Source organism: Flavobacterium sp. AC267 (genome assembly GCF_979258715.1).
Map to the genome: position 1 here is coordinate 4,263,809 of NZ_OZ409875.1, position 13,871 is coordinate 4,277,679.

The window sequence follows — 13,871 nt, forward strand, 5'->3', positions numbered from 1 at the left end:
TGATTTAATTCTTCTTCAGTATTTGCTTTTTGGCCATCTGCCTTGTCTGCGACATTACGTTTCTAGCTACCAAACCAGCATCTGTTAAAAAGGCCAGCGCATCTTCTTCAATAGTCCATTCACTTCCATGATGTGCCAATTCTAATTCGTGATAACGCTTTCTAATTTCAACGGAACGTTTTTTTAACTCTTCAAAATTTAATGATGCCATATTTTAATTTTTAGTAAATGATTTTTTAAAAGCAATCGGACTACTGTTTGTTTTCTTCTTGAAAAGTTTATTGAAAGACTGCGGATGCTCAAAACCTAATTTATAAGCAATTTCAGAAACCGATAAAATTCCTTTAGCAATATATTCTTTGGCTTTTTCGATTAATTTATCATGAATAAACTGCTGTGTATTTTGTCCAGAAGTACTTCGCAGTAAATCACTTAAATATCTGGATGACAACTGCAATTCGTCAGCAACATATTGCACGGTTGGCAAGCCGTTTTCTAGTGGTTTTTCGCTATTAAAATAATCGTTTATCACATTTTCCAGTTTAGAAAGCACATCATTATTAACGGCTTTCCGTGTTATAAACTGGCGATTATAAAACCTATTACTATAATTGAGTAAAAGCTCTATTTGCGAAATAATTACGTCCTGACTAAAATGATCAATACGTTCGTTAAGTTCATTTTGAATATTACTGAAAACGCCCAAAATAGTTTCTTTTTCTTTCTCAGATAAATACAAAGCTTCAAGCGATGGAATACGAGAAAAATCCATACTTTTTGATGTTCTCGTTTAAAGAATAAGGACGAAAAAAATCAGGATGAATATTAAGCGACATGCCGCTGTAATCTGCTTCTTCTTCCTGCATTTTCAAAATTTGTCCAGGAGAAACAAATGACATGCCGCCCTCTTCAAAATCATAGAAACCGTGTCCGTATTTCAGTTTTCCTGTGAAATTTGTTTTGAAAGATATTTTATAAAAATCCAAAACAATTCCGTTTTCAAAATCTTTCGGATCAAATATTGCTTCACCGTAATTCAGAATACTGATTAGCGGATGCATGGGTTTTGGTTGTCCCATTGCTTTGTGCAATTCTGAAATAGAATTAAATATTTTGGGTTGATTTTTCATTTTAGTGGATTAGAGCCGCACTTAAAACATGCTTGCATTTTTACAAATTTACGAAATGTTCTACTGGCGTAATGTTCCAGCTTACCGTACTTTGATCAATCATATCATGTACAGGCGATTCGCTCAATTCAGTCATTAATTTATGCATTGCGTCTGTACCTTCTGCAACGCTGTCCCAAACCAAAAGATCATAAACAACATCTTTTTTCAGTTCAAAATAGTTCGGGAACGAAATCCCTTTTGGCGTTTCAAAAAAGCATCGATTGCTGTATTGGCATCAATAAATTGTTGTATTGTCAAACCTTTTAGTTTAAAAGTAGTCAATTCTATAGCTTGATTTTTCATTTGATTTAAATTAAAAAGTAAACATTGTTTTAAAATTTTGCACCTGAGTTTCTGCACCCAATTTCAAACGTTCCTCGTACAATGCATTGGCATCATTTCCGGCAACATATCTCAACTGACTTTTATTATCTGTTGCGGCTTCATAAATAATTTTTGCAACATCTTCTGCTTTTGTATAATTGCTAATTTGCTCCTCGCTATACCCTTTAATAACTTCCTGAGTTAGTTTTTCATATGCCTCGTGCTGTCCAATGTCCATAGATCTTGCCGTAAAATCAGTCTGCATTCCGCCAGGAGCGACCACTTTTACCTGTATTCCAAATTGGATTAATTCTGATGCCAGACTTTCAGAAAATCCGTCAACAGCAAATTTTGTAGCACTATAAATCGAACAAGTTGGAAAACCCATTAATCCAAAAGTCGAAGTAATATTGATAAAAGTACCTCTTTTCTTTTCACGAAAGTGAGGAACAAATGCCTTTGAAACTCGAATAACTCCAAATAAATTAGTAACAATCTGGCGTTCGATTTGATGATTTTCTAAAGATTCTAAAGCGCCAATTAAGCCATAACCGGCATTATTTAAAACAACATCAACAGAATATTGTTCTGTAATATTTTTGATCACAGCATCAATTTGTCCCGAATTCGTAACATCTAACGGAAGTACAATCACATTTTTCAAATGATTTAATTCTGTTTCCTTTTCCGGATTACGCATAGTCGCGATTACCTGCCATCCTTTGCTTTGAAATAATTTTGCCGTAGATTTTCCTAATCCTGATGAAGCTCCTGTAATAAAAATTGTCTTTTGCATTTTGAATTGTTTAAAATTATAATGCAAAGATCAGCCGAAGTTTAAGGTTAGAATTAGTCGTTTTGGAGGATATGTTAGCCAAAATGACGGATGTAAAAAAACTCCATTATTTCTAACGGAGTTTACATTATACATTCTCTTTTGTCAATCGATCCAATTCCTTCAATAATGTCGGAATTCTAAATTCGCCTGCCATACTTTTTACTTTTTGAACAGCATCTCCCAATTCAATACCAATAGCTGTGACATATAATGGTTTGATACTATCACCTCTTATTATGCCAACTTTATCTTTTTCAATCGATGCAAAATTTGTTTTTGCAACACCAATAATCGGAATTTCATTATTTAATTTTTCATACAAATGACCGCCTAAACCGTATTTCTTATCATCATCTAAATAAACAAGACTGTCTACTATTATGACGTCAACTGTTTTCAAATCAATCTGATTTAATAAACTTAAAATACAAGGTAATTCTCTTCTATAAAATTCGCCTGCAATATATTCTTCTACGTTTTCTATTATTTCGGTGTGAATTTTGAAGTTTTTACTTTCAGTCCAATCTTCAAATTCCAGACAAACAGTTTTGGCTTTTCCGTCGTAATAATAAGTATCAAAGGCTAATATCATAGTGTTTCATTTTGTATAAAAAATGGCTAATATAAAATTAATTTTAGTACAAAATCAACTTTATTATTTACAAAAAAACTCCATTATTACTAATGGAGTTTTTGAATTTTATTTTAATATTTTAATATGCTCAGCTCCGATGGAGCTTGTATAAACGGGTAATTTTTTATCTATAAATATTTTGCTCTTCCAGAGCTGAAAATATTTAATTCCATAGAAAGAGCTCCATAGGAGCGTAATATTTGTAGAAAATATTACGGATTCGAATTAAAGCTCCAGCGGGGCGAAATATAAATTCAAATTATCAATTTACCTTTATATCAAGAGAAGAAACCGGAATTCCATTTCCTGTCGTTGCCTTCAACTGAATATTTTCTTTCTTCCCATTTGACTGGATAATGGCAACACATTTTCCGCTGAAAAGCTTGCATGAATTCGCTTTAAAAGAATCTAAATTGGCCTGATACCCATTATCAACCCCAACCAATTTTCCTCCTCCAGAAACTTCAAAATTGATTAAATCTGTGGCATTTGCCAACAAGTTTCCGTCTTTATCAACTAATGAAACCGTAACATAAACCAAATCGTAAGTGTCATTTTTAATGGTATTTTTATCTGCTTTTAAATCAATTTTAGCGACTTCGCCAGCCGTGTGAATTTCCTTTTCTAAAACTACTTTTCCGTTCTTTCTTGAAATGGCTTTTATCGCTCCCTGCTCAAACTTAACGCGCCATGAAATATGAAGATCATCATTTTGTTTTGCTTTTTTTCCGAGCGATTTTCCGTTTAAAAATAATTCCACTTCATCGGCATTATTGTAATACGCCCAAACTTCAACTTCCTGATCTTTTTTCCAGTTCCAATGCGGAAAAATATGCAGTACAGGTTTGTTCGACCATTCACTTTGGTACATATAATACACATCTTTTGGAAGTCCCGCCAAATCGATGATTCCGAAATACGAACTTCTTGCCGGATACGGATACGGATCAGGTTCTCCGATATAATCGAAACCTGTCCAGATAAAAGTTCCTGCCATGAAATCTTGTTTCTTGATCGTTTTCCAGTTCTCTTCGTGCGTTGCGCCCCAATACGATTTTACCTGATCGTAAGCCGAAACGGTCCAATCTGCATTTCCGTCAAACGGAGCACCGTGTTTTGTCGGCCATGCTTTAATTCCGTCAGGAAAATCATAATGCCCGCGTGTTTCCAATGCCGAAACACTTTCAGATGCCAATATCTTTTGCCCTTTAAAACGCTCTGGAAAATCTTTATAATCTTCATGTTTGTAATTGAATCCTAAAAGATCTAAAGCTCCCGATTGGTAAATAAAGTTCTTCTCAATTATATTTTCGGTCAAAGCCGAAGTTACGGGACGAGTTGTGTCTAAAGATTTTACAATCTTAGCCAATTCTCTCGTAATCGCAATTCCCGTACTGTCAAATTGTTCCCTGATTTCGTTACCAATACTCCACATCATAACCGATGGGTGATTGCGGTCTCTTTTAATAAAATCTTCTAAATCTTGTTTGTGCCACGCGTCCCAGTCTTTGTGGTAATCATTGGTTACTTTTTTCTTTTTCCAAACGTCAAAAGCTTCGTCCTGAACGATAAATCCCATTTCGTCGCACAATTGCATCATTTCTAAAGAATGCGGATTATGTGACATTCTAATTGCGTTTGCTCCCATTTCTTTCAACAATGTCAGTTTTCTTCGAACAGCATGAATGTTTTCAACCGCACCCAAAGCACCGTTATCGTGATGCAGACAAACGCCTAATATTTTAGTTGGTTTTCCATTTAAAGAGAATCCTTTCTCCGAATCAAAACTAAAAAATCGAAATCCAAGCGGTGTCTCATAATTGTCAACCAATTTTGATTTCTCATAAATTTTAGTCACCACTTTATACAAATATGGATTTTCTGTACTCCATAATTTCGGGTTATTCAGAACTAAATCATGAATCTTTTTTTCTGATGTTTTGGTACCAATTTTTTCTGTTGAAGTAAAATTGACTATTTCTTTATCCTCAGCATTTAAAACAGAAGTAACCAATTTAAATTCTTTAGAAACAGAATTATCATTATCAATCGTAACTTCTACACGTATCTTCCATTTTTTCAGCAGAAACTTCAGGAGTCGTTACAAAAGTTCCCCACTTCCCTACGTGCAATTTTTCAGTCGCAACCAAACGTACATTTCTATAAATCCCGGAACCTGTATACCATCTTGAATTTGGCTGAGCATCATTATCGACTTTAACCGCAATGATATTGTCTTTTCCGAAATTCAAATATTGCGACAATTCATAACCAAACGAAATATAACCATTCGGACGAATTCCTACTGATTTCCCATTTATGAAAACTTCGCTGTTTTTAAAAACACCGTCAAATTCTATTGAAACTGTTTTGTTTTTCCAATTTGCAGGAACAGTAAACACTTTGCGATACCAGCCTTTTCCAGCAGGCAAAAATCCCTGCGCTTGTTTGGTTTTACTTTCTTTGTCAAAAGCGCCCTCAATACTCCAATCGTGCGGTAATTGTAAAGTTCTCCAATCTTTGGAATCGAAATTAGATTGAATTGCAGTTGGATGATCTCCTAATTTGAAGTTCCAGTTTTTATTAAAATCTTCTACTATTCTGGCTTGTTTTTGTGCAAAAATCGAAACCGAAAACAATAAGGCTATTGTAATTTTTTGAAATATGTTTTTATGTTTAATCATAAATATGTTTTTTATTCTAGTATTCTTTTTAACATCGTTTTGTCATCCTGAGAAACGAAGGATCACACTAGATAATCCGCTCCTAATTGTCGCCAATCTTTGTCGAGTTTCGTGTGTGATCCTTCGTTCCTCAGGATGACAAACTGAACGTGGTAATCGTAGCGTGGACTTCGTGGCTAAAAGCTCTACGACAATTGGAACGTAGACGCACTGCAGTGCGTCTCTACGATAAAAACCTCTGAACCATTGAACATTTACCCCTTTGCACCTCAAAAAAAACCTATTGAAACTCAAAATTATCCAGCATCAATCCTTTCAAATCATCTCCTTCCAACGTAATTTTATACGTTCCTGCATTAATATAACCTCCCGAAGTGGTATTTAAAATCTTCCATTTTTCTGGCGAAGGAAAAAATTCAATAGTATCGTTTCGCATTAAAATTCCGTAGGCATCTTCCATTTTGAATTTGACTTTTAACGGCGTTTCATTTCGGTTCATAAATTTAAAACGCATCAAATATATTCCAGCCACGCCGGGTTTTACCTCAAACTGAATACTGTTTGCTGTCTTTTTGGTAAACTCAATATAATCTGCTTTTTTGAAATTTCCTTTTTCGATTCCGCTTCCGGTGCTTTTTGCTTTTTCGGCTTCGATAATTACAACGGGTCTTGAATCGTCCTTTTCGCCCATATCGTAAGTTGGCACAACCGCGATCGAACTTATAGATTGGGAATTATCAAAAAGAACTTTTTCTCCTTTTTTTACCTTTTTAGTGAAAACGGAGAATTCAGTACGATTACTATTTTTAGCTTTTTCTTCTATTTTTTTATAATCTGATAATGAAGGTAATTCTTTGATTTTACTGTCAACTAAAACAAAAATTGTAGATTCTTCTTTGGCCGTAAAAGAACCTTTATTTTTAGAATTTGATGAAAACTGTACATAATCTGCACCAAATAGTTCAGCTGGCAATTCGGTAAAAACAACATCAGAATCTGAATACTGTTTTGAATTATTATCCAGCCACGAAGCTATTCTGTTTGTTTTATCATACGAATCTAAAACCAGATTCTCAATGTTCTTTGGAGACTGATCTGCAGGTTTTTCAAACCTCTTTTTGGTTCCAATCGCAATTGCCGAAATAATCGCCTGTCCCGCTTTTACGTTTGGAAACGAAATTACAATTTTTCCATTTTTGCTTTTTACAACAAATGTTTTCTTTAATGCCTGATCATGTCCGGCTTCTGCCCAAATATCAAGATCTTTTAAAACAATATTATCGTTTATGGCAACATCAAACAAACGCCAGCCTTTACAATCCATTCCGCCTCCGGTTCCGTACCACGGTTCTGTAAAATATAATTCTACTAAATATTCTCCGTCGCTTACAGGAAATTCATAACGCAATTTATCTACTCCGTATCTAAAACTTTGAAATAATTCTGGATCTTTTGTTCCGTTTATTGGATCGAAAGTCGTTCTTTGACTCGCGAAGAAATCGGGAAGTTTTTCAAAATTATCCGTCCACGACAAAGAACCATACGTATACTGTCCGCTTTTATGTACATCCGTAAACCAAGTATTTCCTGAACTGTCGGTCATTTCAGAACCACCACAATTTACTCTATAAATATAATTGTAACCTTTTTTAGCTTTTGTAATATCGGCTTTATCAGCAGTCAAAGCATTTAAATTTGGCGCTTTCGGAAGCGTATTTAAAACAATATAATCTTTGGCAACTGCCACACCATTTACATAACCAACGGCATATAAAACATTGTACTTAATATTGACATTATTGAATTGAAAATGCTTTCCGATTCCCGGATTTTTTAGTTTTCCTAAAGATGATGTATTGACGTCGTTGAACAATTCTACTTCATCGCAATTCGAGTAAATATCGATTCCACTTTTAATTCCTGCCGAATCCCAACGGCTTGGCCAAGTATGCGAAACAATATAAACCATCGGATTGGTTTTGTTCGAAACGTAATTGGCGCGGTACATATAAAATGCATCCAAAGGTTCGCCCCAAATCGTAAAAAGTCCTTTGTAATTTACAGGTCCGACTTTGTCGATATCCCTAAATCCTTCTCCGTTTTGAACTCTTCCCGGATTTTCGTGCGAAGCAAAAAGCCAGTTGAACTGCCCTGCAATTTTATCTTTAACCGATTCTGCTTCACGGACTTTAATTTCCATTAATTGAGAAAAACGGTTTTCGCTTAAAGTTCCTTTTTGGTCAAACTCGCCTTCGGTATGTAAATCGGCTGAACGCCATGCACCGTACTCGCCGTTTAGCAATTGTGTGCTCATTTCGACATGATACTTTAGAGGATCACCGCCATAGGTTCCTGACCAGTTCTGCACTACATTCCAGTCTGTTCCTTCTCCGCCGTTACAAGTCGTTACGATTCTTTGTGAAGCTGATAACGGATCCATTTCGCGGATGATCTGCGTGCATTCTTCTGCAAATTCCTTTGGAATTGTACTTTCATTCTGCAATCCCCACATGACAACTGAAGGGCTGTTTCTGCGTTCTTTAATCCATTCGCGTAAAAGTGTTTTAAAATTTTCTTTGAATTCAGGCGTGTCGTACCAGATATGTGCGGAAAACTGACTCCAAAAAAGGATTCCGTTTTCGTCTAATTCTTTTTGGTACAATAAATTATGAGGCTGATGCGCTTCTCTAAAAGCATTAAATCCACCTGCTTTTATCTGCTCGATTCTGGAATGAATCATTTCGTCTGAAAACGAATGGCTGTTTCCAATTAAATGCTCGTATTCGCAGGTTCCGTTTATGAATAACGGTTCGTCGTTAATAAAAAAACGATTGTCTTTTCCATCTCGACTAACCGGCCAGCTGACCCAGCGAATTCCGTAAGGCGTTGTTAACTGATCTATCATTTTTCCGTTTTCATAAACAGAAGTGACCAGTTTATATAAATAAGGATTGGATGGTGACCATAACTGCGGATTTAAAATCTCTGGAAGTGTCTGTGCTATTTCTTTTGTTTCTCCAGAAGCGTATTTGATATCGCTTTTTGTACTAACAGTTTTCTTTCCCGAAGCATCGTAAAGAACATTTTCAACCGTTAGATTTCGTTCTGAAGTACCGTAATTCTTGATTTCTGTAGTAGTATGAAGAATCGCTTTTTGTTTTGAAACCGATTTGTCATTCCAGATATGAACGCCAAAAGGTTCGATTCGAACATCATTTGTTACAACTAAAGAAACCGGTCTGAAAATCCCCATAGGCTGAGAACCTTCTGAAAATCCCCATTCGCCAGAACAGCCACCGCAAACCCAAGGAAGATCTGCTATCAAGGAAGGATGCGAAGCTTTAACTAAAATTGTATTTTCCTTGTCGAAATGAACTGCTGTTGTAATGTCTAAAGTAAAAGTAGTTCTGCCTCCTTTATGTTGTCCGACCTTTTTGCCGTTTACCCAAACATCTGCGTACGAACTTACACCTTCGAAGTATAAAAAAGTTTTTTTGAAACGTCTTTTTTATCCAGTTTTAAAGATCTTTTGTACCAGGCAGTACCATGTAAATTTCCGTGTTTTGTTCTTCTGAAACCATAATACTGATCCCAATTGTGAGGCACACTAACCTGTCGCCAATTGGAATCAGTTTCTGGATGGTCTACAAACCTCTCTTCTTGTGCAGGAAGATTTTCCAAGATTACGGTTTCCCAAGACGAATTCAGTGAAATTTCTTTACGAAATTTCCCCGAATCTTTGCTCTGACTCCAAACAAAGCAAAGACTTGAAAAAAAACAAAAAATAAAAAAAACTATTTTCTTCATATTTTCTACGTTCCTGCAAGGTTTACAAAACCTTGTAGGTTTGATTTTTTAACGATGACTAGAATACCTACAAAGTTTTGGAAACCTTGCAGGAAATTCATAAGCTGATCTCATTTGTTTTGTCATTTCGACAGAGGAGAAATCACACTTGCAATTCTACAAAGATTGTTAATGTACTATGCAGAGTTTCTAGTGTGATCCTTCGTTCCTCAGGATGACAAAATTGTGTTTATATTTCTTAACAGACCTGACAGATTTTATCCCGAGGCTTCGGGAATGTCAGGTCTAAATTAACTGCGAATTTGCGTGAGGGATTGAGGCGGTATCCTTTTATGAAGCTTCAGCGGAATAAAAGATATAGCCGAAAGCCCGACCCGGAGGGACACGCCCAACTTATTCTTATTAATAAAACAGCCAGTCTATCGTCGCTTTTTCTCCTGCATCGATATACCCAACATCGCGCGGTGTTACGGTTTGATCTGCATCGATAAAACCTAAAATTAATACTTTTCCTTTTCCTAAATCTAACTTATTTTCGCCAGGCTGAAACGTATACGTGTGAATGTTTACGCGCGGAAGCTCTTTTAAATTCATGGCACTTGCCAGAATAACTTCGGCTTGACCGTGGGCGTTTCCTGCAAGCATCTGTTTCTAAACTTGGCGGCAATAAAAATCTTTTCTGATCTGAATTGAAATAACCCACTACTAATTTAACTGCTTTTGTGTTTTTAAACTTCAAATGCGTTCCTTTTTCGTTTTGATCGTTTTCGACATATGTAAAGCCTTTTAGATTTTGAAGTTCCGGAGCTATCTTCGTCAATTCAGAAATGTCTGTTCCATAAACTTTTGTTCCTGTTTTAACTAAATAAGTCGCCGGTTTTTCATCAATAAAAGTTACTTCTGCCGTTTTCCAAGGCTTTCCTTCTTTGGTTTCAATTTTACCATCTTTTGAAGATTTTAACTTGTCCAGATTTCTTTTAAAATTTGCCAATTCTCGTTCGTAATGCGGTAATAATTCTGCCCACGTTTTGTTGTTTCCGTCATCGCCCCCAATTGGAATTCTACGTTGAGCGGTCTGCATACTATTGGCATAATAATATGTGTCTTTTGTCAGGTTTACCAATAATTCGTAATGCTCCAAGCTTTTTTCCAGATGAGGCATCGCTTTATCTAAATCGGTAATTTCGTTGGAATAACTGTATCTCAACACCAATAAAGCGGCTTTTACTTTTTCTGAAAAGAAATCGGCGAAGGCTTTATAAGCATGCATATCGTTTTTAAGACGTAGAAATTCTTCTTTGTCTTTGGTTACGCTTTTTTCGGCTTTGTCAATCGCTTCAACGGCTAATCTTCCGTGCTCTGTAATTTCTGCAATAATCTGCGTTGGTAGTTCTCCAGAATGTGGTTCTTTATTCCACTCTTTTTTAGCATATTCTAAAAGCAATTCTCCCGCCGGTCCGCATGATTCGTGGAAACCTGGATAAACACGCCATTTTGATGGATTAACCAATTGACTTTCAAACATTCCTAATAATAAAGTCTGACGGTTTCCCTCTGTAATTCCGAAACGTCTTAATGTTTTTGGCGCAATTTCTCCTGTTTCATCATACGCTTTTTGGATGTTATTTGCCGCTTCTAAATCGGTTCCGTATTTCGCGACTAGGTCATTATTCCAATATTTAACTTCTTCTTTTCGGTCTCTTTTACTATCCCACGCATATCTTGCCCAGGCCTTGTACCAAATCCAGTCACGATCCATTTCCAGTAATCTTTCGCCTGTTTTGGTTTTATCTGCCGAATAAGGCCAATCCCAATACGAAGCTTGCGGATATAAATGCAGTGCATTTGCCCCGTGAACGCTGTGCATTGCTTTTACGGTTTTCTGGATAAAGTCTGGCGAACCGTATCTAAATGGTTCCAAATTTGCCAGAATATGAACGTTTTCTATATGAATTGATTGTAAAGCACTTAATTGTTTGTGTGTTTCTCCCCAAGGTCCGCCCGGCGTATAAGTCGTTAGAGACTCTCCGGTATATTTGCTTTCTGTATATAAATTTTTGTATAACGGAAGCGATTTTTCCATCACCAAAGGCCCATCTGTATCGTGAGAACGAAGGATAATTGGCGGTTCTTCTGTCTTACCTAATGCTTGTAAACCATCGCGAACGCCTGGAATAATGGTTTTGGTAAACCATTCTACATCGTCATCAACTGTATTTATGGCTTCTCCCAAGCAAACCATTAATCCAACATTTGGATATTTTTCGATAAAAGCGGCAATAGATTTTCTAGTATAATCTGAAAGTAAAGGCGTAATTGGACGCGAACGATCCTGAGTTTTTATGTTGTAATGCTCTGCAAAAGGCTTAGAAACAATAATATTGTAGAACATCTGAATAACCCAGATTCCTCTTTTATTGGCTTCTACCGTTAAGAATTTATAGATTTCTTCGTTCTTTTTGAAATCTTCATCACTTACTTCTACAGCAAACGGATATTCTTTCAATTTTACTAAAGAGGCAAACGGATGTCCGTTCCATAAATACAAGGAATTCATTCTGTTTTCTACCAGCATGTCCAAATACTTTACCCATAGTTTTTTATCGTAAAACCAAGGAAAAGTTTCAGGCGTGTACGGATACTCGTAAACATCACGTCCGGGAAGATAAACGGGTTTCTGCATTCCGATACAAGCTCCTCTTAAAACCATTTCCGGACTGTCGTCAATATTAATTTCTGACGGAAGTTTTCCTGAATCTTTAATACGGTCTGCTATTTCTAGTGCGCCATATAAAGCTCCAGAAGCATCTGTTCCTTCGAGGTAAATGATATTTTTTTGAGTGCGAATTTGAAAGCCTTCTTTTTTAGTCAGTTTGCTATCATCGATTTTGGCGCTTTTTGCGTTTTGTTTCCAAAAATCGGTTCCCTTTTCTCCAATAACAATTACCTGATCTTTTGACTTTGTAATTTTATTGGAAGAAGTAGTTTTGAAACCTTTCGCGGCTAATGTTTCGGATAGTTTTTCGGCTCCGAATTTTGCTCTCGGCGAGTTGGCATCGCTAACGATAGTTACATTTTGCGCTGTCGCGAAAGAGACGTAGAAACCTAAAAAAAGTAAGCTTAAATATTTCATTGTATTATGATTTTATTCTTGAAATCGTATTCTGTTTGTTATTTCGATCCCGAGGCATCGGGAGAGAATCACATTAGAAATTCCTCACAGATAATTACCAATCTGTGCCGATTTACGCGTGTGATTTCTTGTCCCTCGAGATGACAAAACTGAGAGAATAAATCTGCTCAATCTGCAAAATCTGCGTGAAAAAATTTACTCTCGCAGATTTGGCAGATCTAGCAGATATTTCTTTTGATATTTTTGCCACGGATTAAAAGATTTCCACAGATTAAAAAAATCCTTTTAATACTTTTAATCTGTGGCTGAATATTTTTAATTCTGAAAAATCTTTTTCAAATAGGCCACATTTGCACCATAATTGGCTTTTACATTGTGCACCTGTGTTACGTCACGCGAGCGTTCTACAATAAGCCAGTCGCTCCATTTCATTTCATCAAGTGTTTGTTTGATTTTTGGCATATCGATCGCTTTATCATTTTCTAACCAAAATTGATCTGTATTTGAAGCATGAATCTGAGCTAAATGTTTCTTTCCTAAGATTTTTAATTCTGATGAAATGTCTCTGCCGTTATCAACTGCGTTGGCAAAATTAAAAGAACTCTTAATGTATTTTGAACCCACTTCTTCTAAAAGTTTTTTCTCTTCTGTGGCGCTCAATGAGGTTTCAATCGCAATAACACCGCCTATTTTGCCCACTTGTTTTCCTGCCCATTGTAATCTTTTTATCACTTCTGGACGTAATTCTGGATTCTTCACCAAATCACTTTGCGTTCCCAACGGAAGATAAGCTACTTTTACGTTCATATCTTTCATCGTTTTGATGCAGTCGTCGATCATTGGCGTAATCTCTCTGGTCGCAAAAGACTGCGCGTAAAATCCAGACATGGCAATTGAACTGATTCCAATTCCTGTTTCTTTTGATTTATCTAAAAACTTTTGTCTTTCTACCGGATCGCCTAATTTACTGTCAAAAGTGGGGCGGGTTCCTAAACCTCCCATATCTAGTTCGATTCCGTCAGCTTTTATTTCTGCGGCTAAGCCAAAAGAGCCTAACTTTTGTCTTTTTAGAATCATCCAGTCGCAAACTGCTACTCTGTATTGCTGTTTTTTATTAGAAGACTGCGCTGTTGCACAACTGTTGAATGTTGTAGACAAGACAACAAGTAATGCAATAATTAAGTTTTTTTGAATAGAAATTGACTTCATAATTATTATTTTTTTGCCACGAATTCCACCAATTTTCACTAATTTTTAAAATATAATTCGTGAAAATTCG

14 protein-coding genes and 1 pseudogene are annotated in these 13,871 nt (G+C 36.1%); all 15 read right to left on the reverse strand.

Annotated elements, in window-relative coordinates:
* Positions 1-4: 4 nt before the first annotated feature.
* The 15 genes and pseudogenes from ACZZ95_RS22635 to ACZZ95_RS22705 all read right to left on the reverse strand — a co-directional run bounded on the left by ACZZ95_RS22635 (position 5) and on the right by ACZZ95_RS22705 (position 13,801).
* Entirely contained in the window at positions 5-211 is a 207-nt protein-coding gene (locus tag ACZZ95_RS22635) for a nucleoside triphosphate pyrophosphohydrolase family protein (protein WP_463470787.1), read from the reverse strand.
* Between the two features lie 3 nt (positions 212-214).
* A complete protein-coding gene (locus tag ACZZ95_RS22640; protein ID WP_463470788.1) occupies positions 215-772 on the reverse strand; it encodes a helix-turn-helix domain-containing protein in 558 nt (185 codons plus the stop codon).
* Positions 744-1,130, reverse strand: a complete 387-nt coding sequence (locus ACZZ95_RS22645) for a hypothetical protein (protein ID WP_463470789.1) — start codon at positions 1,128-1,130, stop codon at positions 744-746. Before ACZZ95_RS22645 ends, ACZZ95_RS22640 begins: the two co-directional genes overlap by 29 nt.
* 40 nt (positions 1,131-1,170) lie before the next feature.
* Positions 1,171-1,314, reverse strand: a complete 144-nt coding sequence (locus tag ACZZ95_RS22650) for a hypothetical protein (RefSeq protein WP_463470790.1) — start codon at positions 1,312-1,314, stop codon at positions 1,171-1,173.
* 23 nt (positions 1,315-1,337) lie between these two features.
* Entirely contained in the window at positions 1,338-1,475 is a 138-nt protein-coding gene (locus ACZZ95_RS22655; protein ID WP_463470791.1) for a hypothetical protein, read from the reverse strand.
* Positions 1,476-1,485: 10 nt separating this feature from the next.
* The gene (locus ACZZ95_RS22660; protein WP_463470792.1) at positions 1,486-2,292 is read right to left on the reverse strand and encodes an SDR family oxidoreductase; all 807 of its coding nucleotides are present in this window, start codon (positions 2,290-2,292) and stop codon (positions 1,486-1,488) included.
* Positions 2,293-2,419: 127 nt separating this feature from the next.
* Entirely contained in the window at positions 2,420-2,926 is a 507-nt protein-coding gene (locus tag ACZZ95_RS22665; RefSeq protein WP_463470793.1) for an endonuclease V, read from the reverse strand.
* Positions 2,927-3,230: 304 nt separating this feature from the next.
* Positions 3,231-5,063, reverse strand: a complete 1,833-nt coding sequence (locus tag ACZZ95_RS22670) for a glycoside hydrolase family 2 TIM barrel-domain containing protein (protein WP_463471749.1) — start codon at positions 5,061-5,063, stop codon at positions 3,231-3,233.
* Positions 5,014-5,652, reverse strand: a complete 639-nt coding sequence (locus ACZZ95_RS22675; protein ID WP_463470794.1) for a sugar-binding domain-containing protein — start codon at positions 5,650-5,652, stop codon at positions 5,014-5,016. Before ACZZ95_RS22675 ends, ACZZ95_RS22670 begins: the two co-directional genes overlap by 50 nt.
* A gap of 280 nt (positions 5,653-5,932) precedes the next feature.
* Positions 5,933-8,905: a malectin domain-containing carbohydrate-binding protein gene (locus ACZZ95_RS22680; protein WP_463471750.1), complete on the reverse strand. Its 2,973-nt coding sequence runs from the start codon at positions 8,903-8,905 to the stop codon at positions 5,933-5,935.
* Positions 8,906-8,935: 30 nt separating this feature from the next.
* Positions 8,936-9,088 (reverse strand): annotated as a pseudogene (locus ACZZ95_RS22685) (hypothetical protein); the annotation flags it as partial.
* Positions 9,089-9,117: 29 nt separating this feature from the next.
* A complete protein-coding gene (locus tag ACZZ95_RS22690; RefSeq protein WP_463470795.1) occupies positions 9,118-9,459 on the reverse strand; it encodes a hypothetical protein in 342 nt (113 codons plus the stop codon).
* Positions 9,460-9,861: 402 nt separating this feature from the next.
* A complete protein-coding gene (locus tag ACZZ95_RS22695; RefSeq protein ID WP_463470796.1) occupies positions 9,862-10,053 on the reverse strand; it encodes a hypothetical protein in 192 nt (63 codons plus the stop codon).
* Positions 9,989-12,592, reverse strand: a complete 2,604-nt coding sequence (locus ACZZ95_RS22700; RefSeq protein WP_463470797.1) for an alpha-d-galacturonidase — start codon at positions 12,590-12,592, stop codon at positions 9,989-9,991. The genes ACZZ95_RS22695 and ACZZ95_RS22700 overlap by 65 nt, the downstream gene beginning before the upstream one ends.
* Positions 12,593-12,907: 315 nt before the next feature.
* Positions 12,908-13,801, reverse strand: coding sequence for a sugar phosphate isomerase/epimerase family protein (locus ACZZ95_RS22705; protein ID WP_463470798.1), 894 nt, complete (start codon positions 13,799-13,801; stop codon positions 12,908-12,910).
* Between the last annotated feature and the right edge of the window lie 70 nt (positions 13,802-13,871).